This window comes from Stenotrophomonas sp. TWI273 (assembly GCF_039674765.1).
Lineage (GTDB): Bacteria > Pseudomonadota > Gammaproteobacteria > Xanthomonadales > Xanthomonadaceae > Stenotrophomonas.
Genome location: NZ_JBDJOA010000005.1, coordinates 225,985 through 252,325 on the forward strand (window position 1 = coordinate 225,985; position 26,341 = coordinate 252,325).

Consider the following 26,341-nt stretch of genomic DNA (forward strand, 5'->3'; position numbering starts at 1 on the left):
CCAACGGTCGGCTCTACGGGGTGGGGGTCAGCAGCTGCCGCAGCATGGCCTTCAATCGCCGTCCTTCGGCCTGAAAATAATCGCGCTCCTGCCGCCACGCCGGGAAGCGCTTCTCCACCTCCGCCCAGAACGCCGGCGAGTGATTGGCCTGGATCAGGTGGCAGAGCTCGTGCACCAGCACGTACTCGAACGCCGAAGGCCGCCCCAACACCAGGGCCAGATCCAGCGCCATGCTGCCGTCCGGGGCCAGCGAGCCCCATTGCGAGGACATCACCTTCAGCCGCAGCCGCGCCGGTGCACGCGGCAGGCCGGGCAGGTAACGCGGCAGCCACTGACCGACATCGGCACGGGTCTGTGCTTCGTAGAACTCGCGCAGGGTGCGGCGCAGCGTGGCATCGGTCCCGCGCGTGGGCCAGTGCAGGCAGGCGCCCTGTTCGTCCACGCGCATGTGCGCGTAGCGGCCGGTTTCCCAGCGCAGCGGCAGCAGCTCACCGCGCAGCGGCAGCACCCCCGCCTCGCCGATCACCAGCGGTGGCGGCAGGTTGGTGGCCTGGTAGCTGCGCAGTTGTTCGGACAACCAGCCGCGATGCTGGTCGAGAAAACGCTCGCCCATCACCAGGCTGGCGCGCGGTGGCAGGGTCAGGCGTACGCCGCGCTCATCGACGCTGAGCTTGATCCGGCGCGCACGCGGATCGCGCACACGCAGGACATCGATCTCGGCATCCTCCAGGCGCAGCCGTACCGTATCGCGCTGCAGCGTGCTGACAGCCGGCGAAATCAGGCGGCGGAGGAATCCGGACATGGGTACAGCATAGCGCCGGCCGTGACCGGCGCATGACTGGGGACTGATCGGAACCGATCAGTCCGCCTTGCTCAGCTTGAACGCCTCTTCCAGCAGCAGGAACAGGCGGCGCACTTCGCCGCTCTGCAGGGCGAAACGGGCATCCAGTTCGGCGCGGCGGCCGTCATCGTCGGCGTGCTCGAGCTGGTCCAGCGCGCCATCCAGGAACTTCAGCTTGCGCACGATCAGGTCGTCGCCCAGCACGAAGGACAGGTTGTCCTCGAAGACCAGGGCCAGCTTGGTCACCTGCTTGCCGGCGTCCAGGTGCTTGTCGATCTCGTCGCAGCGCAGTTCCTGGTGCTGGCACTTGACCACCGCACCGCCCTCGGCCGGGTCCTTCATCTCGCACTCTTCGCCCAGGCTCAGCCCGGTCGGCAGGGTTTCGCCGGCGATCCAGCCGGTGAGGATCGAGCGCGGCGCCACTTCGGCGTTCAGCGGCATCGCCGGGAAGCTGCCGAGCAGGCCGCGGATGTCGGACATCATGTTCTCGCCCTTCTTGCTGCTCGAGCAGTCCACGGCGACGTACCCGTGGGTCAGGTCGATCAGCGCGTCGGTACGCGAGCTCTTCACGAAGGCACGCGGCATCAGCTCGTGCAGCAGATCGTCCTTCATGCGCTTGCGCTCGCGGCCGCCGGGCTTGCGGCCTTCCTTCTCTTCGATTTCCTCGAGCTTGCGCGCGAGCAGGTCGTTGACCACCGCGCCCGGCAGGATCTTGTCCTCACCGCCGACGGTCAGCCACAGCGCATCGCCGACGCGGTGCGAGAACACGGCCTTTTCTTCACGGCCGAACGGCGAGATGAAGCCGCGCGAATTCATTTCAAGCGGACCGACCGGCTTGAGCAGCACCTGCGGCAGCAGGGTGTCTACCTCGGAGAAATCGGTGGCGGTCGGGAAGCGGAACAGCGTCAGGTTGCGAAAGAACATGGACGTCCAGAGTAAGAGCGTGAAAGGGAGGGCGGGCGCACCGGCGTGGCTCAGGCCGGGCCGGAGGCGTCGCCGAGGTCGTGGGCAGTGCCGGCCCAGGCCGGCGGATCGGGCAGCGGGGCCGCCGCGGCGCGCCCCAGTGCCATGAAATCAAACAGGGCCGGATCGGCCAGCTGCGAGGGATGGATGTTACCCAGCGCGCGTGCGATCTGGTCGATGCGCCCGGGCTGCTCGCGCTCCCACTGCTGCAGCATCTGTTCCACCTGGCGGCGCTGCAGGGTGTCCTGGCTGCCACACAGCGTGCAGGGAATGATCGGGAACGCACGCGCCTGCGCGTAGGCGCTGATGTCTGCCTCGCCCACGTAGGCCAGCGGGCGGATCACGATGTGCTGGCCGTCGTCGCTGCGCAGCTTGGGCGGCATCGCCGAGAGCTTGGCGTGGTGGAACAGATTGAGGAAGAACGTGGCCACGCTGTCATCGCGGTGGTGGCCCAGCGCGATCTTGGTGTAGCCGTGTTCGGCCGCATGCCGGTACAGCGCGCCACGGCGCAGACGCGAGCACAGCGAACACATCGTGCGGCCTTCCGGGATCACCCGGCTGACCACCGAATAGGTGTCCTGCTCGATGATCTGGAACGGCACACCGATCGAGGCCAGGTACGTCGGCAGCACCTGCTCGGGAAAGCCCGGCTGCTTCTGGTCCAGGTTCACCGCGACCAGCTCGAACGGTACGGGCGCTTTCTTCTGCAGCTGCAACAGGATGTCGAGCAGGGTGTAGCTGTCCTTGCCACCGGACAGGCACACCATCACTTTGTCGCCCGCCTCGATCATGCCGAAGTCGGCGATGGCCTGGCCGACCTGGCGCCGCAGCTGCCGCGCCAGCCGGTCCTGCACACCGCCGGGCGCACGCGGATCGCGGGCGCGCGGGACGGGATCGGGCAGGCGGATGACAGCAGCGCTCATGCACGCATTCTACCGGCTGCAACGCGCCCTCACAGGGGCCAGGAAGTGACTGCGTTCACTCCCGGCGGTCATCCGGGATGTGTATGCTCGGAGCTTGTGAACACCATGACACCCGCCGATATCACTGCCCGCCTTGCCGTCCTTCGGCAGGAGCATCGTGCGCTGGATGATCAGATCCTGCGCATGGCCGCCAACGGCGACGATGAGCTGGACGCCAAGCGCCTGAAGCGGCGCAAGCTGCAGTTGAAGGACTGCATCGCCAAGCTGGAAGACATGCTGATTCCGGACGAACCCGCGTAGAGCCGACCGTTGGTCGGCTGCCGTTCGTCCCGATCACCGCCCATGTTCCGGGGGTAGAGCCGACCGTTGGTCGGCTGCCGTTCGTCCCGGCGACATGAACCCCTGTCATGTGGCTTCGGACGGTGGTCAACGTCGGTCAATCGGTGCACGCCGTGTTGCCTGGTCTGCGGACGCTTGTGCCGCGCTTGCGCGCGGGTACCGACCAACGGTCGGTACCTACGAATTGCTGGCGAACGCAATTAGATTCGGATACGTCCGGATGCGTCCGGATGCGTGCGGATGCGTGCGGATACGTCCGGATGCGCCTCGGCGCATCCGCTTCCGTCAATCCGTGCTGACCGGCTCTTCCGGCTTGGCCGCTTCCGGGCTGACACGCTCGATGGTATGGCGCAGTTCGCGGCCGAGGATGAATTTCGCATCCTTTGCCCACGCGTCCAGGCGCGCATCGAACAGCAGCTTGCTGTTTTCATCGGGCCACACCAGGCGTAGTTCGCGCAGCTTCTGGATGAAACCGCGGAACAGGGTGCGGTCGAAGAACTCCGGCGCGGCCGGCGCATAGAGCAGGCTCAGACGCTGTGCAGCCTGCTGGCACAGGCTTTCCAGCTCGGCCGCGCCCAACGTGCCGGGGCCATTCTTCACCAGCACCGAGATCGCGATGTAATAGCGCTCGAACGCCTGCTGCAGCGAATGGCCGATCGCGCGCAGGCGGAAGACTTCGTCGGTCTGCCCGGTGTTGCGCGCCAGGATGCCGCCGTCGTCATCGTTGATGTTCTGCAGCAGCCCTTCGCGCACGAACACGTTGATGGTCTGCTCGATGCGCTGGGCGAACTCGTCTTCGGTCCACGGCAGGAACAGCTCGGCCTGCAGGAACGGATACACCGTGCGGCCCAGCTGGACCAGCCCGGTACGGCTCATGCGGCGGTTGTTCTGGAAGCAGCAGGCCACCCACGACGAGGCCGTGAACAGGTGGATGACGTTGTTGCGGAAGTAGCTCAGCAGCACCGCGGTGTCGCCGCTCACGCTGAGCACGTCGCCCAGCGGGTGCTTGATGCGGGTGAGGACGTTGATCTCCTCGGCGTGGGCGATGATCCGCTCCGGCGAGTGCGGGGTCACCGTCACCCGGTCCGAGTACGGCATCTCGACCAGCAGGGTCTTGCACAGTTCGATCTGCGCGATCAGGTCCGCCTCGCCCATCGCATGCTTGGGCGTGGACAGCAGCGCCAGCGCGAGCAGGTTGATCGGATTGACGTCGGCCGCGCCGTTGATATGCACCTGGATACGTTCGGCCAGGTGATCCACCGTGCCGGACAACCACGAGGGCTTCTCGTCCTCGCCGACCGGTTGGCCGTTCCAGTCCGGCGCACGCTGGGCGAGCACGTCGTTGAGCGCGATCGGCTCACCGAAGTTCACCACGACCTGGCCGTAGTTCTGCTTGAGCACCTTCGGGATCGACCACAGCAGCGACCAGATCGATTCCTTTTCCTTCGGCCGCCCGGACAGTTCGTCCAGGTAGCTGCCGCCTTCCATCAGCTTTTCATAGCCGATGTAGACCGGCTGGAACAGCACCGGCTTGCGCGGCTGGCGCAGGAAGGCGCGCAGCGTCATCGAGATCATGCCGCCCTTGGGCTGCAGCAGGCGCCCGGTGCGCGAGCGGCCGCCTTCGACGAAGTACTCGATCGAGTACCCGCCGGCGACCAGCTGCGCCACGTATTCGCTGAGCACCGCCGAGTACAGCGCGTTGCCACGGATCGAGCGGCGGATGAAGAACGCACCGCCCTTGCGCAGCAGCGTGCCGACCACCGGCAGGTTGAGATTGATGCCGGCCACGATGTGCGGCGGCACGATGCCGCGGTCGTACAGCAGGTAGGACAGCAGCAGGTAATCCATGTGGCTGCGGTGGCTGGGCACATAGACCACTTCGTGCCCGGGCGCGGCCGCCTTGAACTTGTCCAGGTGGTGGACCAGCACGCCGGCATAGATGCGGTTCCAGACATGGCTGAGCATGAAGCTGGCCGAGCGCACCACGGGACTGGAGTAGTCCGCGGCAATTTCCCACGCGTAGGCGTGGGCTTTTTTCCAGGCATCGGCCGGCTTGGAGTTGTCGCGCTTGGCCTGTGAGGCGATCGCTTCGCGCACGGTGTCCGCGTCGAGCACCTTGTCCACCAGCAGGCGGCGGGTCGACAGATCCGGCCCGATCACCGATTCGCGGATGCGGCGGAAATGGGTGCGCAGCACGCGCTGCAGCTTGCGCACGGTGCGCTCGGGGTCCAGCCCCTCATCGACCGTGGTGCGCAGCGAGATCGGCGGGGCAAAGCGCACGATCGTGCTGCGGCCGTTGAGCAGCACCGCCAGCAGGCGACGGAAACGACCCACCAGGGCCCAGTTTTCCGAGAACAGCACCGCGAACCAGCCGCTTTGCTTGTCCGGCGCGCGGCCGACGAAGATCGACACCGGCACCAGGTGCACGTCCAGCTCGCCGCGGGCGCGGTGCGCCTGCAGGACCTTGGCCAACGAGTCCGAGTGGGTCTTGGCGCCACGCTGCTCGGGGATCAGCGAGTTGCTGCTGCTCCGGCGCGACAGGGCCAGGTAGGCGCGCTTGCGCCCGGTCGGGTCACCGGCGATCGGCACCAGCGGCGAGGGCAGGCCGGCTTCGCGGCAGGCCTTGTCCAGGATCAGCGCGTTGGACAGACCGTAGTCCTCCAGCACGTAGACCACCGGGCGGCCGTCGTTGTACTGGCCGGGGTGCTCCGGTTCGATCTTCAGCGACAGCCACGGCTCGACCAGACGGCCGAGCAGGCGCGCCCACCACGGCGGGCGACCGCTGGGGGGGCGGGTGCCGGGCACGATCGCGGACGGCGCAACAGTGGACGGCTCCGCCTCGACGGCAACGGCCTCCACGGGCGCGCCAGCGGCCGGTGGAACCGGGGCGGCAGCACCGTCGGACGGCACGGTATCGGGCGACGAGGACGTAGCGTCCGGCGTCTTGGGCGGCTCTTCGCCGGGGAAAGGCAGGGGATTCTGGTTCGGCATCGGCTTCATTATGGCTTAGCCGGTGCAGAAGCACCGTCCTTGACCGTCGCAGCCGCCTCTGCTTCAGCGGCCTGGCGGGCATCATGTTCAGCTTGCGCGGCGTCGGCGGCCTGCAGCAGCGCATCGGTGTCTTCCAGCGTGCGGGTCACATACCAGTGCCCGTCGCGCCGTGTCATCCGCACCTGGGCGTCGATCTGCTCGCCGGCCAACGTGTACTGGATGCGCACCACGGCATCGTCGCCCAGCTCGGACGTCAGCTCGCCACGCAGCTCGGTCAACGCCGCGTCCAGCGACAGCCCGTAACTGGCCAGCGCGGTCTTGAAGGCCTTGATGAAGGGGCCGAGGCGACGCAGGCTCTCTTCCATGCCCGCGGCCTGCAGTTCGGCATCCGTGGACAGCCCCGCAGTGCGCGCGGTAGCGGTGAGCAGGGTGATGGTCGTCTTTGCCCGCTGCTTGTCGGTCAGTGGCGCCGCGGCGGCCCAGCGGCTGAGCGCCTTCACCACCTGGGTGTAATGGGCGCGCTCGCTGTCGCTGTACTCGCTCTGGTTGCTCAGGTACTGCTCGCCGAACAATCCCATCGAATGGGCCGCCTGGCGGACCTGCGTGGCCTGACCGGCGATCTGGGTATCGAACGAGCGTTGCAGCCGCTGCGGCGCATCCGGCCGCGACAGCGCGGCCAGCATCGGCAACAACTGCCCATCCAGTGGCAGCTCGGTCAGCGGCCAACGGCTGTGCCCCTGGCGCCAGGCGCCCTGCAGGCGGGCGTACTGGGTGGGCGGCACCGCTGCCTTCGCGTAGCCGACCAGATCGTTGTCGGCGACCCGCTGCGCCAGTTGCTGCAGGGCCGCGACCGGCTCGGACGCCGGTGCATCCGGATCGATCTGCTTGTCCCTGCAGGCACTGAGCAGCACCAACCCGCACAGGGCGAGCGCCAACGCCTGCCCTCGGTACTGCCACGGCTTCAACGACATGGACATGAATTCGGACTCCCCGGACCGGTCCGCATCTTGCGGCCTGTTCGGTGACAGCGGCAAGCCGGCAGACCTGCCGACCCTGCGCTCGGTGCGCAAGCCCTTGAATGTACAGAAAAACCGCGTGTGACGGAGCGTCCGGCCCCGTCACCGCCTCAGCGCGCGGCGAGCGCCTGGGCGATCTCGGCCTGGAGGGCGCGCGCGGCGGCCTGCGGGTCGCTGGCGAGCCGGATCGGGCGGCCGACCACGATCGCATCGGCGCCGTCGGCAAAGGCCTGGGCCACGCCGACGGTGCGCTTCTGGTCATCGCCGACCGGACCCCCGGGGCGGATGCCCGGGCAGACGATCGAGAACCCGGCGCCGGTGGCGGCGCGGATCGGCCCGGCCTCCTGGCCGGAGGCGATCACCCCGTCGATGCCGGCGGCCTGGGCGGCCAGCGCGCGTTCCACCACCACCTCGACCGGCTCGCGGTCGATGCCCATCTGGGCCAGGTCGCTGCGGCCCATCGAGGTCAGCACGGTCACCGCCAGCAGGCGCATGTCGCTGCCGTTGGCGGCCGCGCAGGCCTCCATCATCGCCGGGTGCCAGCCATGGATGGTGGCGTAGCTCACCGGCCACTGCGACAGGCGCTTGATCACCGCCGCGGCGGTGGCCGGGATGTCGAAGAACTTGAGATCGACGAACACCCGCTTGTCGCGTGCGGCCAGTGCATCGAGCACCTCGAAGTACTCGCCGGAGGCCAGCAGTTCCATGCCGATCTTGTAGAACGACACGGCATCGCCGAGACGATCGACCCAGGCCAGCGCATCGTCGCGGCCGGGCACGTCGAGCGCGAAGATCAGGCGCTCCTCGTCCCGCAGCGGCAGCGGCGCGCGGCTCACGGTGCGTAATCCAGCGCGGCGCGCTTGGCGTCGTGGCGGGCCTGGCGCGACTGGCTGTAATCGTTGTTGAACTGGGCCGGCTCGAAGCCGCCGTAGGTCGGGTTGGGCAGCATCCACCAGCGCTCGCCGAACCAGTCGTGATACTGCTGCAGCAGCGCGTCGCGACCGTCGTTGGTGTTGGCGGTGACTTCCACGAAGTCGCCCAGCTGGTCACCGAACTGCATCAGCACGCGGTATTTCTGGCCGGCCAGGCGGCGGCGGCAGTTCTTTTCGCTGCCGGCCTGCTCGCAGCCGTCCACCACGGTGCCCAGGCCGAGGAACACGCTGTCATCGGCCACCGGCAGGCCCTGCTCGCGCAGGTTGGCCAGGGTGGCCTCCTTGAGGTGGACGGCGCGGTTGGAGATGTACAGCAGGGTCACGCCCTTGGCATTGGCGGCCTTGGCGAAATCGACCACGCCCGGAATCGCCTTGGCCTTCTTTTCAGCCACCCACTGGTCCCAGCTCAGCTCGTCGTATTCCTTGCCATCGCGCACCAGGCGGGCCTGGTAGGGCGAGTTGTCCAGCACGGTTTCATCCACATCCAGCACCACGGCAGGCTTCAGGCCCTTGGCGGCATTGCCGCGTTCTTCAGGCACCAGCGCGTCCCAGTTGGGCTCCTTGAGTGCCTTGTCCAGGTGATCGGCCGCCGAACGGTAGGTCTGCTCGGTGATTGCCCGGTACTCCTGCGAACGCTGCATCCACAGCACCGCGTTGAGGTTGTCATTGGCAGCCACGGCGGCATCGCCGGTGGCGACCGGCGCGCTCGCCGCGGCAGCGGCCGCCGGCGGGGCGGCATCGGCCGGGGTTTCAGTGCGCTTGCAGGCACTCAGTGCCAGCACGGCACAGGCAAGCACGGACAGGGAAACAGCACTACGACGCATGGCATTCACCGGCAACAGATTCGCGCCAGTTTACCGGCTTGTCCCGCGGCATTCATGCCACAGGCGGGGCTCGGCTATGCTGCACGCCCCTGAAACACCCCGGAGCGCCCCATGACCGACGACACCCAGACCCCTGCCCTGCCCGTGCTCAGCGCGGCCCAGGCCCGCGCGTTGGGCTGCCTGATCGAGAAGGAGGCGACCACCCCGGACGCCTACCCGCTGACGGTCAACGCCGCCCAGGTGGCGGCCAACCAGAAGACCGCCCGCGAGCCGGTCATGGCCCTGTCGGCCGGCGATGTGCACCACGCGCTGCGCCAGCTGGAGACCCTGGGCCTGGCGCGCCAGCAGTACTCCTCGCGCGCCGAGCGCTACGAGCACCGCGCCGGTGCCGCGCTGGACCTGACCCGCCAGCAACTGGCCATCCTGGGCCTGTTGCTGCTGCGCGGCCCGCAGACCCTCAATGAACTGCTGACCCGCAGCGAGCGGCTGGTCCGCTTCCAGGACGTGGACGAACTGCGCCACCACCTGGAGCGCATGATCCAGCGCGGCATGGCGATCCAGCTGCCGCGCGCCAGCGGCCAGCGCGAAGACCGCTACATGCACCTGATGGCCGGCCCGGTGGACGTGCAGGCCTTGGCCGAGCAGTACCGGTCGGCGCCGTCCGGCGGCGGCGGCAGCGGTGCCAATCCGGCGCTGGAGTCCCGCGTGCAGCAGTTGGAAGCCACCGTGGCCGAGCTGCAGGAACAGCTGGCGGAGCTGCGCGCACAGTTGGGGGGCTGAGAGCAGCCGACCAACGGTCGGCTCTACCGGCCGAGGATCGAGCGCCGCGCCGTGCCCGTCGACGGTGTCAGGGGGCCGGCGCGCCCGGGGTGGCGAACAACAGCACCACGTCTTCGTTTGGCGGCGGCAGCAGCAGGTCCCCCCGGTCCTCCATGCCCAGCTTGCGCAGCAGCGCGGCGGAGCGCACGTTGTCCGGCGAGACGATGCCGTACAGATCGGCATGACCGAGCACATCGCGTGCGTAGTGCATCACCCCGCGCGCGGCTTCGAATGCGTAGCCGTGGCCTTCGTACTGCGACAGCAGTGCATAACCGATATCCGGTGCCGGCAGCCCGGCGCGGCGGACCAGACCGGCGTTGCCCAGCCATGCGCCGTCCTCGCGGCGGATCACGGCGTACATGCCAAAGCCATTGAGGGTGTAGCTGCCGAGCACGCGCTCGGCGGTGTAGTCGCGCGCCTGCGCCAAGGTGCGTACGCCGCGGTCGGCGATGTTGCGGATGAAGCCCGGCTCGTTGAGCAGGGCCAGCATGTCGGCCGCGTCATGATCGGGGTCGATCAGGCGCAGGTGCAGGCGGTCGGTCTGGATCACGGCGGACATGCGGGTACCGGTGGAAGGCGATACACCGATTGTGCAATGCGCGCCCCGAACACGGTAGAGCCGACCGTTGGTCGGCTGCGGGAACATGGTAGAGCCGACCGTTGGTCGGCTGCTCTTCGAGCCGGGATACGGCAGCCGACGCGCTTTGGGCAGCCGACCAACGGTCGGCTCTACCCGTGCGGTGGGTCAGTCGAACAGGGCCTGGATCGCGGCCAGGCCCGCGCTGGCGCGCTCTTTCTTGCGCGCGGCATCGGCGACGGGGTCGGCACCGTCGCGCTGCATTTCCTCGGCGGGTATCTCATCGAAGAAACGGCTGGGCTTGAGCCGCACGTGCTCGCCGAACTTGCGGGTGAGCTTGCTGTAACTCATCCACAGCTGCACCTTGGCGCGGGTGATACCCACGTACAACAGACGCCGCTCTTCCTGCAGGTTGCCTTCGTCCAGGCTGACCTGGTGTGGCAGTACGCCGTCCTCGCAGCCGATGATGAACACGTACGGGAATTCCAGGCCCTTGGAGGCGTGCATGGTCATCATCCGCACCTGGTTGCCGCCGTCGTCCTTGTCGTTGCGCGAGAGCAAGGCCAGCTGCGCGGCCAGATCCGCCGTGGAGGCACCCCGCGGGCCGCCTTCGAACCACTGCGCCAGTTCTTCCAGGTTGCCGAGGCGGCGCTGGTAGACCGACTCTTCCTTGCACGCACTGCGCAGGTCCGAGACCAGCCCGGAATCCTTCACCAGCTTGCGCACCAGATCGCCGGAGCTGAGCTTGGGCATTTCCGCGCGCAGGTCGCGCAGGATATCGGTGAAGCGGCTCAGCCCGTTGGCCGCGCGCGGTGGCAGCTGCGAGAGCGCCCCGATCGCTTCGGCGGCATGCGCCATCGGCAGGTCTTTTTCCGAGGCCAGCTCGGCCAGCTTGGCCAGCGTGCCGGCACCCACTTCGCGCTTGGGTGACTGCACCGCACGCATGAACGCCGTATCGTCATCCGGGTTCACCAGCAGACGCAGCCAGGACAGCGTGTCCTTGACCTCCTGCCGTTCCAGGAACGCGGTGCCGCCGGTGATGTGGTACGGCGCACGCACCAGCTGCAGCGCTTTTTCCAGCGGCCGCGACTGGAAATTGCCGCGGAACAGGATGCAGAAATCGCTCCACGGAATCTTCTTGGAGGTGGCCAGGAAGGAGATTTCCGCCGCGACCTTTTCCGCTTCGTGCTCGCTGTTGCGGCACTCCCACACACGGATGCGCTCGCCGTCGGCCTGGTCGCTCCACAGCTTCTTGAGGTGTTCGTGCGGGTTGTTGGCGATCAGCGCGTTGGCCGCGCGCAGCACGCGGTTGGAGCAGCGGTAGTTCTGCTCCAGCTTGATGATTTCCAGCGCAGGATAATCGCGCGCCATCTGCTGCAGGTTTTCCGGGTTCGCACCGCGCCAGGCGTAGATCGACTGATCGTCATCGCCCACGCAGGTGAAGTTGCCCTTGCTGCCGGCCAGCTGCTTGAGCAGCCGGTACTGCGCATCGTTGGTGTCCTGGCATTCGTCGACCAGCAGGTAGCCGATGCGTTCGCGCCAGGCGATGGCGATCTCCGGATTCTCTTCCAGCACCTGCACCGGCAGGCGGATCAGATCATCGAAATCGACCGCGTTGAACGCAGTCAGGCGCAGCTGGTAGCGCTCGTAGACGCTGGCCGCTTCCTTCTCGCGCGTGCTGCGCGCCGCGGCCATAGCCTGCTCGGGTGAGAGGCCGGCGTTCTTGGCGCGCGAGATCAGGTTCTTCACGTCCTCGATGTCGTCCGGCTTGGCCCCGTACATCAGGTCCTTGACCTGCGCGGTCGAATCGTCGGCATCGAAGATCGAAAAGCCGCGCTTGAGCCCGACGGCCGCATGTTCAATCTGCAGGAACTTCAGCCCCAGCGCGTGGAACGTACAGATCGTCACTTCATCGGCGTCGTCACCGCGCAGGCGCTTGGCCACGCGCTCGCGCATTTCCTTGGCCGATTTGTTGGTGAAGGTGATCGCCGCGATCCGCCGCGCCGGGTAGCGCTTGCTGGCGATCAGCTGGCCAATCTTCTCCACGATCACGCGCGTCTTGCCGCTGCCCGCGCCCGCAAGCACCAGCAGAGGACCTTCGCAGTGCATCACTGCCGCGTGTTGGGGAGGATTGAGACCGTGCATGCCATCTCCAGGGGAGGGGCATTGTACCGGGCCTTGGTCAGCCCGCATCGACGTGCCACCAGCCGGATTGACGCCTTCACGGGGCTGGGGTATCCATTGTCCCGATCAACGCAGAGGACGCGACGCATGGCAATCGTCAGGAAGGCAAGCCGGGTATGCACCATGATCGCCGCCCTGGCCGCGCTGCCAGCGTGGGGGCAGTCGAGTCAGCCGGACCTGCGCGCGCAGGATGCGCAGGACACCCACACCTTTCTGGCCAGCCATCCTGACCTGCGCTACCGCAAACTCGGCAAGGAGGCGCAGGCGCGTGGCCGCCTCGAAGAGGCGCGGCGCTTTTACCGGCTCGGCGCGCGCCATGCCGACAAGTTGTCCCAGGCCGCGCTTGCCGAGATGTGGTGGAACGGCCAGGGCGGCGATCAGGATCGGGCCCTGGCCTATGCCTGGATGGACCTGGCGGCCGAGCGCGGGACCGAATTCCTCCTGGTGCTGCGTGAGCGGTACTGGGCCGCGCTGACCCCGGACGAACAGACCCGCGCAGTGCAGCAAGGCCAAGCCCTGTACGCGGAGTTCGGAGACACGGTCGCCCAGCCCCGACAGGAGCGTGAGCTGCGTCGTGGCCTGCTTGAGGTCACTGGCAGCCGCACCGGCTGGGTCGGAGGCATGCGCATGCTGGTCCGCGATGATCGTGGCAAGCGTTACGTGGAACCGGACGTGTTCTATCGGGACGAATACTGGCAGCCTGACCAGTACTGGCACTGGCAGGCACAGCAACTGGAGGCCGCCGGGCGTACCATCGGCACCGGCAGCGTCGAGGTCGGCATCCCCACCGCCGTACCCGGTTCCCAGGACTGAATGAACACGGCACCATGCCCGGGCGCCCGAGCGGATAAAATCCCGGCATGGCCAAGCTCTATTTCTATTATTCGGCGATGAACGCCGGCAAGACCACCACCCTGCTGCAGTCGGCGCACAACTACCGCGAGCGGGGCATGCGCGTGGCCATCCTGACCCCACGGCTGGATGATCGCGCCGGGCGCGGCGTAGTGGCCTCGCGGATCGGCCTGAAGGCCGACGGGATCGCGTTCCAGCAGGACACCGACCTGCAGCAGCTGATCGCCGAGGACATCGCCACGCACGGCCTGCTGGGCTGCGTCCTCGTCGATGAGGCGCAGTTCCTGACCCGCAGCCAGGTCTGGCAGCTCAGCGAGGTGGTCGACCAGATGCGCATCCCGGTGCTGTGCTACGGCCTGCGCACCGATTTCCGCGGCGAGCTGTTCGAAGGCAGCCAGTACCTGCTGGCCTGGGCCGACGAGATGCAGGAGATCAAGACGATCTGCCACAGCGGCAAGAAGGCCACGATGACCGTGCGCGTGGACGAGCACGGCCACGCGGTGCAGGACGGGCCGCAGGTGGAGATCGGCGGCAACGAGCGCTATGTGTCGGTGAGCCGCGCGGAGTTCAAGAAGATCACGCGCGGCGAGGGAAGAATCGACCCGGCACAGGCCCCACTGCCGCTTTGATCAGTACAACGTGCGCTCCGGCGCACCCTTCGGCGGCGGGCTGTACTGGTACAGCCAGGTTTCGGTCAGCGTCTTGCCGCCACTGCGCAGGTACAGGCGGATGTCGATCTGCTCGGTGGAATCGTCTGGCGGCACCAGATCGAACATGGCGCGGTAGCCCTTGATCTCGCGCAGCGGGCGGGCCGAAACGATCTCGGTGCGGCCACGGCTGACCTGGACCACGGCTTCCACCTCACCCTTGTCGATCAACGCGGCCAGTTCGCCGCCTTCGAAATCGACCGCGAAGCGCCAGGAGAAGTACTCGCGCCGCTTGCCGATCACCCCGCCCAGGCCGGTGCGGCTGGCCACGCAGTGTGCCAGCGGCGTACGCGCCGGCGGCTCGGCGCCCCAGTACAGGCGGTAGCCGAGCAGCAGCTCCTGGCCCGGCTGCGGCTTGGCCTCGGGATTCCAGAACGCCACGATGTTGTCGAAGGTTTCATCCACGGTCGGGATTTCGACCAGCTGCACCGAGCCTTTGCCCCATTGCCCCTTCGGTTCCACCCACAGGCACGGGCGCTTCTCGTAGAAGACGCCGTCGTCCTGGTAGTGATCGAAATTGCGGTCGCGCTGGAGCAGGCCGAAGCCGCGCGGGTTGTTGTCCACGAACATGTTGAAGCGCAGGTGGTACGGGTTGCACAGCGGCCGCCAGATCCATTCACCGGCCCCGGTCCACATCGACAGGCCGTCGGTATCGTGGATCTCCGGGCGCCAGTCCCAGGCCATGCGGCGGTCGTTCTCGCCCACCTGGTACATGCTGGTGCACGGGGCGATGCCGAGCCGCTCGATCGCCTTGCGCGGGTACAGCGCGCAGTCGATGTCCATCAGCAGCACATCGCCGTTGGTGATCGCAAAGCGGTAGGCGCCGGTGGTGCTCGGCGAATCCAGCAGGGCGTACACCACCAGCGTGTTGGAGTCGGCCGCCGGCTGCTCGAGGTAATAGGCGATGAAATCCGGGAACTCCTCGGGCTTGCCCGTGCCGGTATCGATCGCCAGACCGCGCGCGGACTGGCCGTACTGGCCCTCTTTGCCGACTGCGCGGAAATAGCTGGCCCCCAGGAATGCGGCGAAGTCGCGGTCGGTGTCCTTGCGGGTGTTGAGACGGAAACCGGCAAAGCCCAGGTCGGCCGGCAGATGGCTGCCCTTCAGGCCACTCTTGCCGTAGTCGAACGCGGCGCCGTCGTAGGCCAGCTCCTGCGCCTTGCCGTCGGTCACGTCGAACATCCGCACCGGCGAGTGGAAGTACAGGCCAAGGTGGAAAAACTTGGCCTGGTAGCGACCGGGCTGGTCGGCCCACAGCGCGTGATCCTGGCGGTACTGGATCGACTGGTACTGATCCCAGTCCAGCGCTTCGACCGGACCCGGCAGGGTGCGCTTGTGGCTCTGGTAGGCGGCCTGGGACAGCGCGCGGGCCTGCCCCTTCAGCGAGGCGAAATCGAACGGCTGCGGCTCGCCCAGCCGGCGCAGGCCGACCTGGTTGCCCTGCGCGGCACACGCCGGCAGTGCAGGCAGGCCGAAGGCGGCCAGGGCCACGGAGGCATTGCGGAGGAAGTCGCGTCGTTGCATGCAGGCAGCGATGGCAAGGGAGGGCCGGCCATCATAGGCACGCAGACGTTAATTCGCCGAGGTGAATGCGCGGCGGCGTTCAGCCAGCGTGCTCTGGGGCGGCCGCGACCTGCGCCGGTGCGCATGCCTGCCGCATCTGGTTCACCTCCTGCAGCAGCTGCCCGCCCTGCGGCCACTGTGCCTGCAGCTCCTGCTGCAGCTGCCCCAGCGCCTCACGCGCACGCGCCGGTGCGCTCGTGCAGTCCAGCTCCGCCATCGCGGCGCGGGCGCGCCAGCGCAGGACGCGGCTGCCCTGATCGGCGGCGTCGCCCACCAGCAACGGGGCCAGCGCGCGGCGTGCTTCCACGGCCTGGCCCATGCGGCCCAGATTGCGGCCCCAGGCCAGTTGCAGCGCGCGCTGCAGCGCCGGGCTGGACGGACCCGCCCGGTCCACCCGGCGCATCAGCGCCGCCAGTTGCTCGCCGGCCTGATGCGGGTCGCCGTAGGCGCTGACCAGTTCGGCCATGCGCCGATCCGCCTGCTGCACGGACGCATCGTCGTCGCCCCGTTGCGCCGCCTGCCACTGCCGGCCCTCATGCAGGGCAGCCAGCGCCGCCTGCCAGCGCCCCGCCTGGGCCAAGGCTTCGCCCAGGTCATACAGGCCCTGCGGCAGCAGCCCCACGCAGTCGGGTTGTCGCCAGATCGCCACCGCCCGGGCGAAGTCATCGATCGCCACGGTGCTGTCACCGCGCTCCAGTGCCAACCGGCCCAGCGCGTGCCAGGTCAGCCCGGTGTCGCGGTGTTGCTCGCCCAGGGCCTGCCGGGTCAGGTGATGGACCTGCTGCAGCTGGGTCTGGGCCTGCTCAAGATCACCGCGCTGCATCGCCAGCAGGGCACGCAAGCGACGGATCGACAGGGTTTCCGGGTGATCCGGCCCATACATGCCCACCGCATCGGCACTGGCGATCTTCAGGGCCCGCTCGGCCGCGTCCAGATCGCCCTGCGCAGCCAGCGTCTCGCCCATGTGCCGGCGCAGCGCGATCAACTGGGGATACCGCACGGTGTCACCGGCCTGCAGCAGCTGCAGCGCTTGCCGGTAGCCGGCCAGTGCCGCCGGGGCGCGGCCATCGTCGCTGTCCAGTGCGGCCAGGTCGGCCAGGCTCTCGGAGGTGCCGGGGGTATCGCGCAGTACATCGCGCCGCAGCACCCGTGCCTGTTCGAAGGCGGCGCGGGCGTTGTCGCGGTACCCCAGAAGTTGTTGGCAGCGCCCGAGTTGGGTGTGGTACTCGGCCACGGCCGCCGGCAGCCGCAGGCGGTACTCGGCGGCCAGCGCCTGCATCGGAGTGAGGTGGGTCACGCACTCGCGCGAGCGGCCCAGCATGCGCAGCGCACGGCCGCGCTGGGTCACCGCTTCCAGCTGCAGGGTGGGCGGCACCTCGCCGGCCTCCTCCAGCAGCGCGCGTTGTCGGTCCAGCGTCTGCAGCGCCAGCTGGTAGTCGCCCATGCCGATCCGCAGCCGGCCGATCACGCCCTCCAGCTCGGCCAGCGACAGCGGTTGATCGCGCAGTTCCGCCTCACCGCGTTGCTGACCGGTGGCCAGCAGCTGGCGCAGATCGAAGCTGCCATGGCGCACGCCGGCGGCGCGATCGAACAGGCCGACCGTGAAATCCTGCATGGCCTGGGCACGCGCGATCTCCCGCCGCGCCTGCTGCATCTGCCACAACGCAGTCAATGCCAATGCGAGCAGCGCCAGCACGGCCATGCTGCCCAACGCTACGCCCCAGCGATGCCGCCCCAGATATTTGCGCAGCCGGTAGCCCACATGCTGCGGGCGCGCGTGGATCGGACGGCCTTCGAGGAAGCGGCGCAGGTCCTGGGCCAGGGCTTCCACCGAGGCGTAGCGCTGCGCAGGATCCTTCTGCAGGGCCTTGAGCAGGATGGTGTCCAGATCGCCGCGCAGGCGCCGCGACAGTCGCCGGGCTGCCCCGGCCTGTTCGCCACCGGCGGCGGCCACGCGCGCCATGACGGCCGAGGCGCGCGGTGCCTGCACCTCCAGGATCGAGCGCTCCCACTCGGCATCGCTGTGCCGGCGCAGGCGATAGGGCTTCTGCCCGGTGATCACCTCGAACAGCACCACGCCCAGCGAGTACACATCGGTCAGCGTGGACACCGGCTCGCCGCGGACCTGTTCCGGCGCGGCGTAGTGCAGGGTGAACGCCCGCGCTTCGGTGGGAGGATGCACGGGCGGTTTGCCCTCGTCATCGTCGAGCAGCTTGGCGATGCCGAAATCCAGCAGCTTCACGTCGCCCTCGGCCGTGACCAGGATGTTGGAGGGCTTGAGGTCGCGGTGCACGATCAGGTTGGCATGCGCATGGCTGACCACCGCGCAGACCTGCAACATCAGCTGCAGCCGCCGCTCCAGCGGGAGCGCCAGGCGCTGGCAGTGCTCGGTGATCGGCTCGCCTTCCACGTAGGCCAGCGCAAGGTAAGGCTGCCCCTGCAGATCCACGCCGGCATCCAGCAGATGGGCCAGGTTCGGGTGCTGCAGCCGCGCCAGAATCTCGCGTTCGCGGCTGAAGCGCTGACGCAGGCCGGGATCGGCGTAGCCGCTGCGCAGCAGCTTCAGCGCGACCTGGCGCTCATACAGGCCATCGGCGCGCTCGGCCAGCCAGACCTCACCCATCCCGCCCTCGCCGAGGGGCCGGAGCAAGCGGTAGGGGCCGACGCGCGTGCCCACCCGGCTGTCCTCCGGCGCGGCGGTCCACAGCGGCTGGGCCAGGAACTCGTGGCTGTCGCGCTCATGCGCGAGCAGGCGCTCCACATCGTCGGCCAGGCCCGGATCCTCCACACGCAGGCGCGCGAGCCGCTGCTCACGCGCCGGTTCGGGCAGTTCCAGCAATTGATCCAGCAGGCAGGACAACTGCCGCCAGCGTGACGCCTCCATCGGTCCTCTCCCCGGACGATGCGTGGCCTTTCAGGGCTCCCCGACCGAAGCCAGCAGGAACATGCGCGCCTTCTGCCAGTCGCGGCGGATGCTGCGCTCCGAGCGTTGGCACAGATCCGCAATCTCCTGCTCGGACAGGCCGGCGAAGTAACGCAGTTCCACCACCTTGGCCAGGTGTGCATCCACCGCATGCAGCTGGGCCAGCGCCACATCCAGCGCCAGCAGATCTTCATCCAGACGCACGCCGCTGCTGCTGTTCTCCGGCAGCTCCACCCGCTTGAGATCACCGCCGCGCTTGCGCGCGAGCCGGTTGCGTGCGTAATCCACCACCACGCTGCGCATCGCCGAGGCGGCGTAGGCGAAGAAATGCGCGCGATCCTCGAAGCGGGCCGCGCCGCGGGAGCCGAGCAGCTTCAGGTAGGACTCGTGCACCAGCGAGGTGGCATCCAGGGTGCGTCCCTGCTGTCCGGCCAGCTGCCGGCGGGCCATGCTGTGCAGCTCGTGATAGAGCAGGGTCAGGACCCGGTCGAGCGCGGCGCGGTCGCCCGCCCGGGCCGAATCCAGCCATACGGTGATATCCGGTGCTTCGTCCATCGCACACCCCCGCCGGTGACGTTGGGCGGACTATACCGCCCGGTGGGCGACAGCCGCGCGACGATTCAGCGCTGGCAGTGCCCGCACCAGACGCTGGCGCGCTGGCCGATGGTGGCGTGGCGGAGCAGCCGGCCGCACTGGCGGCAGGGCTCGCCTTCACGCCCGTACACCAGCAGCTCCTGCTCGAAGTACCCCGGCGCCCCGTCCGGATTGATGAAATCGCGCAGGGTGGTGCCGCCGCGGGTGATGGCGTAGGCCAGGATCTGTTTCACCGCATCGGCCAGGCGCTGATAGCGCGCGCGGGAGATCTTGCCGGCCTCGCGCAGCGGGTTGATCCCGGCCATGAACAGGCTTTCGGCGGCATAGATGTTGCCCACCCCGACCACGATGCCCTGGTCCATCAGGAAGGTCTTCACCGAGGCGCTGCGGCCACGGCTGCGGGCGAACAGGTAGTCGCCATCGAACGCGTCATCCAGCGGCTCGGGCCCCAGCGCTGCCAGCAGCTCATGGGTCTCCCCGGCCGGCTGCCAGAGCAGGCTGCCGAACCGGCGCGGGTCGTTGAAGCGCAGCAGGCGGCCGTTGTCCAGGCTGATGTCGACGTGGTCGTGTGCGCGCACCGGGGTGTCGCCGGGCAGTACGCGCAGGCTGCCGGACATGCCCAGGTGCAGCAGTGCGCTGCCAATGGCGGTATCGAGCAGCAGGTACTTGGCGCGGCGGCGCACGCCCTGGATGGCCTGCCCGGGGAGCAGCGTGCTGATCTCCGGCGGGATTGGCCAGCGCAGGTCGGGCCGGCGCAGGATCACGCCGTGGACGTTGCGGCCTTCCAGGTGCGGGGCCAGGCCGCGACGGGTGGTTTCTACTTCGGGAAGCTCGGGCATGGGGGGATTCTAAGGCGTCCCCCGATGAACCGCGGTAGAGCGTGCGCTGCCTCGCGGCGGTCCGGGCGCGACGTTCAGCGCGGCGGCGCAGCCAACTCGCGCGCACTCAGATACCCGTCGCCATTCGCATCCTGTTTGTGGAACCGCTGGATCAGCGTCTGCCGCTGCTGCTCCCGCGTGATCGACGGGCCTTTGCCACCGGGCAGCTCATCGGCGCTGAGCACGCCATCGCCGTTGCGGTCCATGCGGTCAAAGGCGTACAGCAGCCACTGCACGTATTCCTCCACGCTGACCCGGCCGTCGCCGTCGGTGTCCATGCGCTGCAGGTAGCTGCCGGTATCCGTGACCTGCGCCTGTGCCGTCGCGCCGAGCAGGCCCACGGCCAGGCCCAGACACGCGAAACGCCGCACAAGGCGGCGTTTCGCGGAGACGTTCCCGGTTGGGAAGCGCACCGATCAGTGCGCCGTCAGTGCGTAGCCTTTCAGGCGCGCGGCGTAGTTCTGCAGCGCGGCGATGCCACTGGCTTCGGCTTCATGGCACCAGGCCTGCAGCAGCTTCAAGCGCTCGGCGGCGTCATTACCGCGCGCTTCCAGCAGGGCCGCCAGACGCGCGCGGTGTTCGACCAGCACGCGGATCCGCGGGCGCTGCTCGACCCACGTGCTGAGCTGGGCGCGGCAATCCGGCTTGAGCCAGCGGCCGTCGTTGACCAGGCCACGGCGCATGCGGCGCGGCAGCAGCTTGCGCAGCTTGGCGCCGGCCATCGCGGCCTCTTCGCGCAGGGCTGGCACGAATACGTTGCGCTGGTAATCGGTCATCGCCTGGAAGCGATGCGACAGCAGGGCCTTGAGGGTTTCCGCATCCGGCACGGCGATGTTCGGGCGCACGTCCATGCTCGGCGCCACGCGCAGCACCTTGGCCAGACGCACCGCCTGCAGGCCGCGGATCACCGCCCAGCCGATGTCGAACTCCCAGCGGCGCATCGAGAAGCGCGCCGAGCTCGGGAAGGCATGGTGGTTGTTGTGCAGCTCTTCGCCGCCCACCCAGAACGCCCACGGCGTCAGATTGGTGGAGGTGTCGGCCGATTCGAAGTTGCGGTAGCCCCACCAGTGGCCCAGGCCATTGATGACGCCGGCGGCCCAGAACGGGATCCAGGCCATCTGGATCGCCCACAGGGCCACGCCAGGCAGGCCGAACAGCACGCTGTTGATCACCAGCAGCGCGACAGGGCCGAGATTGGCGTGCGGGGTGTACAGGTGACGCTCGATCCAGTCATCCGGAGCACCGCGGCCGTACTGCTCGATGTCCGCGCGCATCGCGCGGGCCTCGCGGTACAGCTCCACGCCCCGCCAGAACACCATGCCGATGCCCTTGGTCACCGGGCTGTGCGGGTCTTCATCGGTTTCCACCTTGGCGTGGTGCTTGCGATGGATCGCCACCCACTCCTTGGTGATCATGGAGGTGGTGAGCCAGGTCCAGAAGCGGAAGAAGTGCGCGATCACCGGGTGGAAATCCACCCCCCGGTGCGCCTGGCTGCGGTGCAGATACAGCGTCACGGCAAAGATGGTCAGCTGGGTGAACACCAGCAACACCAGACCCATGCCCCACCAGCCGAGGCCGACGACACCGCCGGTCAGGAAGTTGAGGAGCGTATCGAACATCGCAGGACTCCGGGCCGCAGTCGGCCGTCAAGGAAACAGGGATACCTTCGGACATGATGGGGCCAGACGTTGCAAACTTCATCCCTTCGATGCCATTTTTGCGCAGTCATTCAGTTCTCCCCTTACCTTCGTGAGCATGCCCCCGCATTCATGACAGTCGCAGCCTCACCGGCGGTGCCGGCCTCCCCCGTCCCCCTGATCGAGCTCGACCGCGCCTGTGTCATCCGCGGCCAGGTCCGGGTCCTGCACGATCTCAGCCTGCGCATCGAACAGGGCCAGCACACCGCGTTGCTCGGCCCCAATGGCTGCGGCAAGTCGTCCTTCATCAAACTGATCACCCGCGAGCTGTACCCGCTGGCGCACGGTGATGGCACGGTGGCGGTGCGCGTGCTCGGCCAGAACCGCTGGCAGGTGGACCGGCTGCGCTCGCAGCTGGGCATCGTCACCGGCGACCTGAGCAGCAACCTTTCCGACATGCCCGGGCTGACCGTGGAAGAGGCGGTGCTGACCGGCTTCTTCGCCAGCTTCGTGGTGCCGGCCTTCCGCGAGGTGAGCCCGGAGATGCGCGAGCGCGCCCGTGAAACCCTGGCCATGACCGGTGCCCTGCCGCTGCTGCAGCGCGGCTATGCCGAACTCTCGGCCGGGGAAACCCGGCGCGTGCTGATCGCCCGGGCGCTGGTGAACCGCCCGCAGGCCCTGCTGCTGGATGAACCCTCCACCGGGCTGGACCTGATCGCGCGCGAGCAGCTGATCGCCACCATGCGCGAGCTCGCCCGCCAGGGCATCACCCTGGTGCTGGTCACTCATCACATCGAGGAGATCATCCCTGAGATCGAGCGGGTGGTGATGCTGCGCGGCGGCAAGATCCTCGCTGACGGCCCGCGCGCGGAGCTGCTGCGCGATGCACCGTTGTCCCAGCTGTTCGGCGGCCCGATCCGGGTGGTGGATCAGGCCGGCCGATTGAGTGCGTTCGCGGGTTAGGTCACGCAGCCTAGAACCTCACCGCCACCGCACGCGATTCGATCGGTGCCATCCGGCTCTGGTCCTGCAACTGCAGGTCGCGCACTTCGAACGGGGCGGCATAGCCACTCGGCAACGCCACGCTGGCGAACGGCAGGCGCAGCTCACCCGCCCCTGCCGTCGCGAACCACGCCGCACTGTGTGCCTGCGCGACGGGCCGCAGCGTCCCGTCCGGGCCGGTGGCATACAGCGTACCGCGCGCCTCGTAGCGGCCGGGCGCACCGATCTGCAACGGCAGGCGCACCTCGCGGCGGCTGGCATCCGCCTCGACCTGGCCCTGGAAGCGCGCCGTCGGCTGCGCCACCGCGAACGCCACCTTGGCATCGCGCTGCACGCCGTCGGCACTGACGAACGCCTGCAGCTCCCACAGCCCCTGCGCCGTGCCGATGTCCTGCGGCACCGTCACCTGGGCACGTAGACCGTCTTTGGCGGCGACCAGCGGCACCGGCCAGCTGCGGCCATCCGGCGCCACCAGCAGGGCCTCGCCCACGGCCGGCAGCGGCCGCGTACTGGCACGGGCGGGCCGTGCCGCAGCCGCGCCACCGTCGTTGACCAGACGCGCGCTCAGCGCCAGCGTGCCCCCGGCGAGCACCCGTTCGCTGCTCGCCTGCAGCTGCAGGGCGATCGGGCTGTTGGGTTCCAGCACCTGCACCACGTAGCGGCCCTGGGCCTGTGTGCTCTGCAGCCGGTAGCTGCCGACCGCCGATGTGGTGCCCGTGCGGACCATGGCCGTGCCCGTGCCGACCGACATCCCGGCCGCGCGCAGTTGCTGCTCATCGACCACCTGGGCCACCGCCAGCGCACCGGCCGGGTCACGCACCTGCCATTGGGTGGTATCCAGCGCACGCGCGCCCTGCACCGGACTGAGCTGGATCACCGCGTCGGGCGCGGTCAGCGGCAAGGCCAGGCCCTGCTGCAGCGCCGGCGCGTCCACCATCTCCCAGTAGCTGCGGCTGCTGGCCATGAAGGCCGGCGCAGCGGCCAGTGCCTGGGCGGGATCCAGCGCCCACGCAAAGCTCAGCGGTGCCTGCTCCACCGGTCCGGCCGGCAGGGGCGCACGCTCTACCGCACGCGGGACCTGGTCGCTGGCGCGGGCGGCCAGCAACGGTTGTGCCGCCTGCAGTGGCAAGGCTGCCAGGGCGGCGAGCAGGGCCACCGCGATCGTCGTCTGTCGCATCATCGGGAGGCTCCTCACAGGGTCAGGTCGTTGCGCAGGATCGTGCCCAGGCCGAAGCATTCGCGCCGGCTCTGGTTGTGGCTGAGCGGCTCGGCGCCCCGGGTGCGCTGCGTGTCGGTGAACCAGGTCGTACCGGCCGCCTTCTGGCTGCTGCACTCCAGGAAGCCGTCCGAGCAGCTGTTCAACCAGTTCTGGGTGAACTCCAGGCCCACGTTCTGCGCATAGCCACCGCAGTAGCTGTTGCTGTCCCACACCGCCGATTCCACATCCGAGCCGACCACGGCGCGGAACGGCTTGGGCAACGCAGGGCGGCCGGCGGTGCCGTACAGGTTCTGCGCGTTGTAGGTGGCCATGTGGCCCACCTGCTGCTGCCGCACGGCATCGCTCTTGTAGCCCAGCAGCCAGCCCACCGAGGTTTCGAACACGTTGCCGTTGAGCACCGCGTCGGCGAGCGGCGTGCCGGCCGAGGACGGCGCCAGCGCAGTGACCTTGCTGACCGTCTGGATGATTTTCGGATAGCGGCTGTCATACGTGGGGTTGGAGAGGACCCAGCGCACCACGTTGCCGCCGTTGGAATGGGTGATCACCACCAGTTTGGTGATGCCCTTGCTGTTGATGAAGGTGGTCAGCTGCCCGGCCAGGCAACCCGCCGCCTCGGGCGTCCACATGTACTGTTCGAAATCACAGTTGATGACGGTGTAGTTGCTGCTGTTGGGCAGCCCCTGGCGCACGGTGTCGATGATGCCCGGCTGCCAGTAGTCCGTACGTGCGTCGGTCTGCTTGCCGGTGCCGTGCACGAACGCCACGCCCACCACATCGGCCGCGTGCACGCTCGCGCACGCCAGCATCAGCCCCAGGGCGAGACCGCCACCCCACCTTCCCGCGTTGCTTCGCATCCGCTGTCTCCTTGCAGGTGATCCCCCTGATGACCGGCGCTGCCGCGTTGCCATGGGGTGCATATATCCATGGAGATATGACGATCGATGGCGCCTGCGATGACGCTATGTCGTGCGACCCATGAAATCCGTGAACCAGTCGCGGGTTTCCGTCATCCGGGGCACGGCCATGCCGGATCTGGCCGGATGACGAACGGCCGCTGTCGTTGCCAGAGGAAGCTGCGATCATGCGGCTCCCCCTCTCCGAGACCTGCCGATGTCGTCGTCCCTGCGCTCTGCTGCCGTTCGCCCGCTGCTGGTGACCGCCCTGCTCGCCGCCCTCGCCGGCTGTTCGTCAACGGCCGCGCCGCGCACCACGGCGGTGGAAGCCTCGGTCACCACCAAGGCGGTCGGCTACCTGCAGAGCACGGCCGTGCCGGACAGCCTGGCACTGGTACCGGCACCGCCGGCCGCCGGTTCGGCCAGCTTCGCACTGGACGAACAGGTCAGCCGTGAAGCCCGTGCCCTGCGCGGCAGCCCGCGCTTCGAACAGGCCCACCGCGACGCCGAACTCGCCTTCCCGGCCGGTGCCAACCAGTTCTCGTGCGCGATCGATGTCGACGTGGATGCGGTGAAGACGCCGGCCCTGTACCGCCTGCTCGAACGCAGCCGGATCGATGCCAGCGCGGCCACCCGCACGGCGAAGAAGCACTACCAGCGCGCGCGGCCGTTCATGGTCAACAACGAACCGACCTGTTCGCCGGAAGACGAGCAGGACCTGCGCGGCAACGGCTCCTATCCGTCCGGCCACACCTCGATCGGCTGGGCCTGGGCCCTGATCCTCTCGGAGATCGCCCCGGACCGCGCCGATGCGATCCAGGCACGCGGCCGCAACTACGGCGAGAGCCGCCTGGTCTGCAACGTGCATTGGCAGAGCGACATTCTGGAAGGCCGTTTCATGGGCGCTGCTGCTGTGGCACGCCTGCATGACAATGCCGCCTTCAACAGCGACCTGCTGGCTGCACGCAAGGAAATCGTGGCGGCACGCAAGGCGGGGCTGCATTCGGCACGGGATTGCGCGACTGAAGAAGCGGTGTTGAAGGTGCGGCCGGCGAGCGCGCTGTAAGGCGACCAGTGACGGCGCGGCACGTTACTGGACGGTGCCGTAAACAGCAGAGAGACCAGGTTTTCGACGCAGCGTCCCCATCTTGAGCAGCTCGATCACCAACATCAGCCCCACCGCCATCAGCACGCTGGCGGTCGGGGCCATGGTGAGGCCCTGAAGCGCCGACAACGCAAAGGGCACCGACGGCACTAAAAACATCAGCCGCAACGGTATCTGCGCGTACGCCAGAAGCACGCCATATCGGCTATGACGCAGCAGCAGTACAGCCGATGCAATCAGGCTTGCCTGCAGCATCCAGCTGGGCACCAGCGTCAGCAGGGTGGCGTACCCATGGCTTTGCAGAACGGCCAGGGACCCATGAGCATCATCGACGTAGGGAATACGTCCGCGTTGCAGTGCCGACAAGGCGTAGAAAGCGACCTGTACCGCATCCATGGCCGCCCAGAACAGGAACGCCCATCGCCGTGTAGATCGCTTGTAGTCCGTTTCGTCCATGCCTTTGATCTTACGTGGAATGCCGCGGATTGCTGGCCGGGGAATAGAAAACGGCGCGGATTTCTCCGCGCCGTTCTTCGTTTTTCAACGTGCCCACCAACGG

At 68.2% G+C, this 26,341-nt stretch carries 25 protein-coding genes; 7 read left to right on the forward strand and 18 right to left on the reverse strand.

Going from position 1 to position 26,341, the window contains the following annotated elements:
* Window positions 1-13 precede the first annotated feature (13 nt).
* From ABE571_RS09235 to ttcA, 3 genes are read right to left on the reverse strand one after another with little or no spacing between them, the layout of a single operon-like run.
* Window positions 14-802, reverse strand: coding sequence for a SprT family zinc-dependent metalloprotease (locus ABE571_RS09235; RefSeq protein ID WP_313211179.1), 789 nt, complete (start codon window positions 800-802; stop codon window positions 14-16).
* A 57-nt stretch (window positions 803-859) separates the two neighbouring features.
* Window positions 860-1,765 (reverse strand): recombination-associated protein RdgC, encoded by a 906-nt coding sequence (locus tag ABE571_RS09240; RefSeq protein ID WP_313211178.1) that lies wholly within the window; start codon window positions 1,763-1,765, stop codon window positions 860-862.
* A gap of 50 nt (window positions 1,766-1,815) precedes the next feature.
* Window positions 1,816-2,727 (reverse strand): tRNA 2-thiocytidine(32) synthetase TtcA, encoded by a 912-nt coding sequence (gene ttcA, locus ABE571_RS09245; RefSeq protein WP_313211177.1) that lies wholly within the window; start codon window positions 2,725-2,727, stop codon window positions 1,816-1,818.
* A 96-nt stretch (window positions 2,728-2,823) separates the two neighbouring features.
* Here ttcA and ABE571_RS09250 point away from each other — a divergent pair, with 96 nt between their 5' ends.
* Window positions 2,824-3,027, forward strand: a complete 204-nt coding sequence (locus tag ABE571_RS09250; RefSeq protein ID WP_346493597.1) for a DUF465 domain-containing protein — start codon at window positions 2,824-2,826, stop codon at window positions 3,025-3,027.
* Window positions 3,028-3,351: 324 nt separating this feature from the next.
* Here the strand turns inward: ABE571_RS09250 and plsB are convergent, their stop codons facing one another.
* Both plsB and ABE571_RS09260 read right to left on the reverse strand, forming a co-directional pair.
* Window positions 3,352-6,066, reverse strand: coding sequence for a glycerol-3-phosphate 1-O-acyltransferase PlsB (plsB, locus tag ABE571_RS09255; RefSeq protein ID WP_313210639.1), 2,715 nt, complete (start codon window positions 6,064-6,066; stop codon window positions 3,352-3,354).
* Window positions 6,066-7,034, reverse strand: coding sequence for a hypothetical protein (locus ABE571_RS09260; RefSeq protein ID WP_313210637.1), 969 nt, complete (start codon window positions 7,032-7,034; stop codon window positions 6,066-6,068). Before ABE571_RS09260 ends, plsB begins: the two co-directional genes overlap by 1 nt.
* On the opposite strand from ABE571_RS09260, the gene ABE571_RS09265 reads away from it, so the two are divergent.
* Window positions 7,033-7,158, forward strand: a complete 126-nt coding sequence (locus tag ABE571_RS09265; protein WP_313210635.1) for a hypothetical protein — start codon at window positions 7,033-7,035, stop codon at window positions 7,156-7,158. The genes ABE571_RS09260 and ABE571_RS09265 overlap by 2 nt on opposite strands.
* Window positions 7,159-7,183: 25 nt before the next feature.
* On the opposite strand, the gene pyrF is transcribed toward ABE571_RS09265, so the two are convergent.
* Both pyrF and ABE571_RS09275 read right to left on the reverse strand, forming a co-directional pair.
* Complete coding sequence (gene pyrF, locus ABE571_RS09270) at window positions 7,184-7,909, reverse strand: orotidine-5'-phosphate decarboxylase (RefSeq protein WP_313210633.1); 726 nt, start codon at window positions 7,907-7,909, stop codon at window positions 7,184-7,186.
* Window positions 7,906-8,829, reverse strand: a complete 924-nt coding sequence (locus ABE571_RS09275) for a 5'-nucleotidase, lipoprotein e(P4) family (RefSeq protein WP_313210631.1) — start codon at window positions 8,827-8,829, stop codon at window positions 7,906-7,908. Before ABE571_RS09275 ends, pyrF begins: the two co-directional genes overlap by 4 nt.
* 111 nt (window positions 8,830-8,940) lie before the next feature.
* Here ABE571_RS09275 and ABE571_RS09280 point away from each other — a divergent pair, with 111 nt between their 5' ends.
* Window positions 8,941-9,609: a DUF480 domain-containing protein gene (locus tag ABE571_RS09280; protein WP_346462761.1), complete on the forward strand. Its 669-nt coding sequence runs from the start codon at window positions 8,941-8,943 to the stop codon at window positions 9,607-9,609.
* Between the two features lie 67 nt (window positions 9,610-9,676).
* Here the strand turns inward: ABE571_RS09280 and ABE571_RS09285 are convergent, their stop codons facing one another.
* Window positions 9,677-10,207, reverse strand: coding sequence for a GNAT family N-acetyltransferase (locus ABE571_RS09285; protein WP_313210627.1), 531 nt, complete (start codon window positions 10,205-10,207; stop codon window positions 9,677-9,679).
* A 186-nt stretch (window positions 10,208-10,393) separates the two neighbouring features.
* Window positions 10,394-12,370, reverse strand: a complete 1,977-nt coding sequence (locus ABE571_RS09290) for a UvrD-helicase domain-containing protein (protein ID WP_176990295.1) — start codon at window positions 12,368-12,370, stop codon at window positions 10,394-10,396.
* A 126-nt stretch (window positions 12,371-12,496) separates the two neighbouring features.
* Between ABE571_RS09290 and ABE571_RS09295 the strand changes: the two genes are divergently transcribed.
* Together ABE571_RS09295 and ABE571_RS09300 are read left to right on the forward strand one after the other, a co-directional pair.
* Window positions 12,497-13,222, forward strand: a complete 726-nt coding sequence (locus ABE571_RS09295; protein ID WP_313210621.1) for a hypothetical protein — start codon at window positions 12,497-12,499, stop codon at window positions 13,220-13,222.
* 47 nt (window positions 13,223-13,269) lie between these two features.
* Window positions 13,270-13,890 carry a thymidine kinase gene (locus tag ABE571_RS09300; RefSeq protein WP_313210619.1) on the forward strand — a complete coding sequence of 207 codons (621 nt, stop codon included), beginning with the start codon at window positions 13,270-13,272 and terminating at the stop codon, window positions 13,888-13,890.
* On the opposite strand, the gene ABE571_RS09305 is transcribed toward ABE571_RS09300, so the two are convergent.
* From ABE571_RS09305 to ABE571_RS09330, 6 genes are all read right to left on the reverse strand, one after another.
* Entirely contained in the window at window positions 13,891-15,492 is a 1,602-nt protein-coding gene (locus ABE571_RS09305; protein WP_313210617.1) for a glucan biosynthesis protein D, read from the reverse strand.
* Between the two features lie 79 nt (window positions 15,493-15,571).
* Complete coding sequence (locus tag ABE571_RS09310) at window positions 15,572-18,415, reverse strand: protein kinase (protein ID WP_346493598.1); 2,844 nt, start codon at window positions 18,413-18,415, stop codon at window positions 15,572-15,574.
* Window positions 18,416-18,445: 30 nt separating this feature from the next.
* On the reverse strand, window positions 18,446-19,009 hold the full coding sequence (locus ABE571_RS09315) for an ECF-type sigma factor (RefSeq protein ID WP_313210613.1): 564 nt from the start codon (window positions 19,007-19,009) through the stop codon (window positions 18,446-18,448).
* A gap of 65 nt (window positions 19,010-19,074) precedes the next feature.
* Window positions 19,075-19,887 carry a bifunctional DNA-formamidopyrimidine glycosylase/DNA-(apurinic or apyrimidinic site) lyase gene (mutM, locus tag ABE571_RS09320; RefSeq protein ID WP_313210611.1) on the reverse strand — a complete coding sequence of 271 codons (813 nt, stop codon included), beginning with the start codon at window positions 19,885-19,887 and terminating at the stop codon, window positions 19,075-19,077.
* A gap of 74 nt (window positions 19,888-19,961) precedes the next feature.
* Window positions 19,962-20,297: an EF-hand domain-containing protein gene (locus ABE571_RS09325; protein ID WP_346493599.1), complete on the reverse strand. Its 336-nt coding sequence runs from the start codon at window positions 20,295-20,297 to the stop codon at window positions 19,962-19,964.
* Between the two features lie 45 nt (window positions 20,298-20,342).
* The gene (locus ABE571_RS09330) at window positions 20,343-21,545 is read right to left on the reverse strand and encodes a fatty acid desaturase (RefSeq protein ID WP_123730986.1); all 1,203 of its coding nucleotides are present in this window, start codon (window positions 21,543-21,545) and stop codon (window positions 20,343-20,345) included.
* Window positions 21,546-21,695: 150 nt separating this feature from the next.
* Between ABE571_RS09330 and ABE571_RS09335 the strand changes: the two genes are divergently transcribed.
* Window positions 21,696-22,526: an ATP-binding cassette domain-containing protein gene (locus ABE571_RS09335; RefSeq protein ID WP_346462767.1), complete on the forward strand. Its 831-nt coding sequence runs from the start codon at window positions 21,696-21,698 to the stop codon at window positions 22,524-22,526.
* 10 nt (window positions 22,527-22,536) lie between these two features.
* Here the strand turns inward: ABE571_RS09335 and ABE571_RS09340 are convergent, their stop codons facing one another.
* Both ABE571_RS09340 and ABE571_RS09345 read right to left on the reverse strand, forming a co-directional pair.
* On the reverse strand, window positions 22,537-23,745 hold the full coding sequence (locus ABE571_RS09340) for a DUF4785 domain-containing protein (protein WP_346462768.1): 1,209 nt from the start codon (window positions 23,743-23,745) through the stop codon (window positions 22,537-22,539).
* 11 nt (window positions 23,746-23,756) lie between these two features.
* Window positions 23,757-24,638 carry a hypothetical protein gene (locus ABE571_RS09345; protein ID WP_346493600.1) on the reverse strand — a complete coding sequence of 294 codons (882 nt, stop codon included), beginning with the start codon at window positions 24,636-24,638 and terminating at the stop codon, window positions 23,757-23,759.
* Between the two features lie 256 nt (window positions 24,639-24,894).
* Here ABE571_RS09345 and ABE571_RS09350 point away from each other — a divergent pair, with 256 nt between their 5' ends.
* Entirely contained in the window at window positions 24,895-25,743 is an 849-nt protein-coding gene (locus ABE571_RS09350; RefSeq protein WP_313210601.1) for a phosphatase PAP2 family protein, read from the forward strand.
* 24 nt (window positions 25,744-25,767) lie between these two features.
* Here the strand turns inward: ABE571_RS09350 and ABE571_RS09355 are convergent, their stop codons facing one another.
* The gene (locus ABE571_RS09355; protein WP_346493601.1) at window positions 25,768-26,238 is read right to left on the reverse strand and encodes a hypothetical protein; all 471 of its coding nucleotides are present in this window, start codon (window positions 26,236-26,238) and stop codon (window positions 25,768-25,770) included.
* Window positions 26,239-26,341: the final 103 nt, after the last annotated feature.

Excerpts from the sequence above, each read along its gene's own strand:
- ABE571_RS09235 (WP_313211179.1), bottom strand. The coding sequence starts at position 802 with ATGTCCGGATTCCTCCGCCGCCTGATTTCGCCGGCTGTCAGCACGCTG.
- ABE571_RS09240 (WP_313211178.1), bottom strand. The coding sequence starts at position 1,765 with ATGTTCTTTCGCAACCTGACGCTGTTCCGCTTCCCGACCGCCACCGAT.
- ttcA (WP_313211177.1), bottom strand. The coding sequence starts at position 2,727 with ATGAGCGCTGCTGTCATCCGCCTGCCCGATCCCGTCCCGCGCGCCCGC.
- plsB (WP_313210639.1), bottom strand. The coding sequence starts at position 6,066 with ATGAAGCCGATGCCGAACCAGAATCCCCTGCCTTTCCCCGGCGAAGAG.
- ABE571_RS09265 (WP_313210635.1), top strand. The coding sequence starts at position 7,033 with ATGAATTCGGACTCCCCGGACCGGTCCGCATCTTGCGGCCTGTTCGGT.
- ABE571_RS09260 (WP_313210637.1), bottom strand. The coding sequence starts at position 7,034 with ATGTCCATGTCGTTGAAGCCGTGGCAGTACCGAGGGCAGGCGTTGGCG.
- ABE571_RS09275 (WP_313210631.1), bottom strand. The coding sequence starts at position 8,829 with ATGCGTCGTAGTGCTGTTTCCCTGTCCGTGCTTGCCTGTGCCGTGCTG.
- ABE571_RS09280 (WP_346462761.1), top strand. The coding sequence starts at position 8,941 with ATGACCGACGACACCCAGACCCCTGCCCTGCCCGTGCTCAGCGCGGCC.
- ABE571_RS09285 (WP_313210627.1), bottom strand. The coding sequence starts at position 10,207 with ATGTCCGCCGTGATCCAGACCGACCGCCTGCACCTGCGCCTGATCGAC.
- ABE571_RS09290 (WP_176990295.1), bottom strand. The coding sequence starts at position 12,370 with ATGCACGGTCTCAATCCTCCCCAACACGCGGCAGTGATGCACTGCGAA.
- ABE571_RS09295 (WP_313210621.1), top strand. The coding sequence starts at position 12,497 with ATGGCAATCGTCAGGAAGGCAAGCCGGGTATGCACCATGATCGCCGCC.
- ABE571_RS09300 (WP_313210619.1), top strand. The coding sequence starts at position 13,270 with ATGGCCAAGCTCTATTTCTATTATTCGGCGATGAACGCCGGCAAGACC.
- ABE571_RS09305 (WP_313210617.1), bottom strand. The coding sequence starts at position 15,492 with ATGCAACGACGCGACTTCCTCCGCAATGCCTCCGTGGCCCTGGCCGCC.
- ABE571_RS09310 (WP_346493598.1), bottom strand. The coding sequence starts at position 18,415 with ATGGAGGCGTCACGCTGGCGGCAGTTGTCCTGCCTGCTGGATCAATTG.
- ABE571_RS09315 (WP_313210613.1), bottom strand. The coding sequence starts at position 19,009 with ATGGACGAAGCACCGGATATCACCGTATGGCTGGATTCGGCCCGGGCG.
- mutM (WP_313210611.1), bottom strand. The coding sequence starts at position 19,887 with ATGCCCGAGCTTCCCGAAGTAGAAACCACCCGTCGCGGCCTGGCCCCG.
- ABE571_RS09330 (WP_123730986.1), bottom strand. The coding sequence starts at position 21,545 with ATGTTCGATACGCTCCTCAACTTCCTGACCGGCGGTGTCGTCGGCCTC.
- ABE571_RS09335 (WP_346462767.1), top strand. The coding sequence starts at position 21,696 with ATGACAGTCGCAGCCTCACCGGCGGTGCCGGCCTCCCCCGTCCCCCTG.
- ABE571_RS09340 (WP_346462768.1), bottom strand. The coding sequence starts at position 23,745 with ATGATGCGACAGACGACGATCGCGGTGGCCCTGCTCGCCGCCCTGGCA.
- ABE571_RS09345 (WP_346493600.1), bottom strand. The coding sequence starts at position 24,638 with ATGCGAAGCAACGCGGGAAGGTGGGGTGGCGGTCTCGCCCTGGGGCTG.
- ABE571_RS09350 (WP_313210601.1), top strand. The coding sequence starts at position 24,895 with ATGTCGTCGTCCCTGCGCTCTGCTGCCGTTCGCCCGCTGCTGGTGACC.
- ABE571_RS09355 (WP_346493601.1), bottom strand. The coding sequence starts at position 26,238 with ATGGACGAAACGGACTACAAGCGATCTACACGGCGATGGGCGTTCCTG.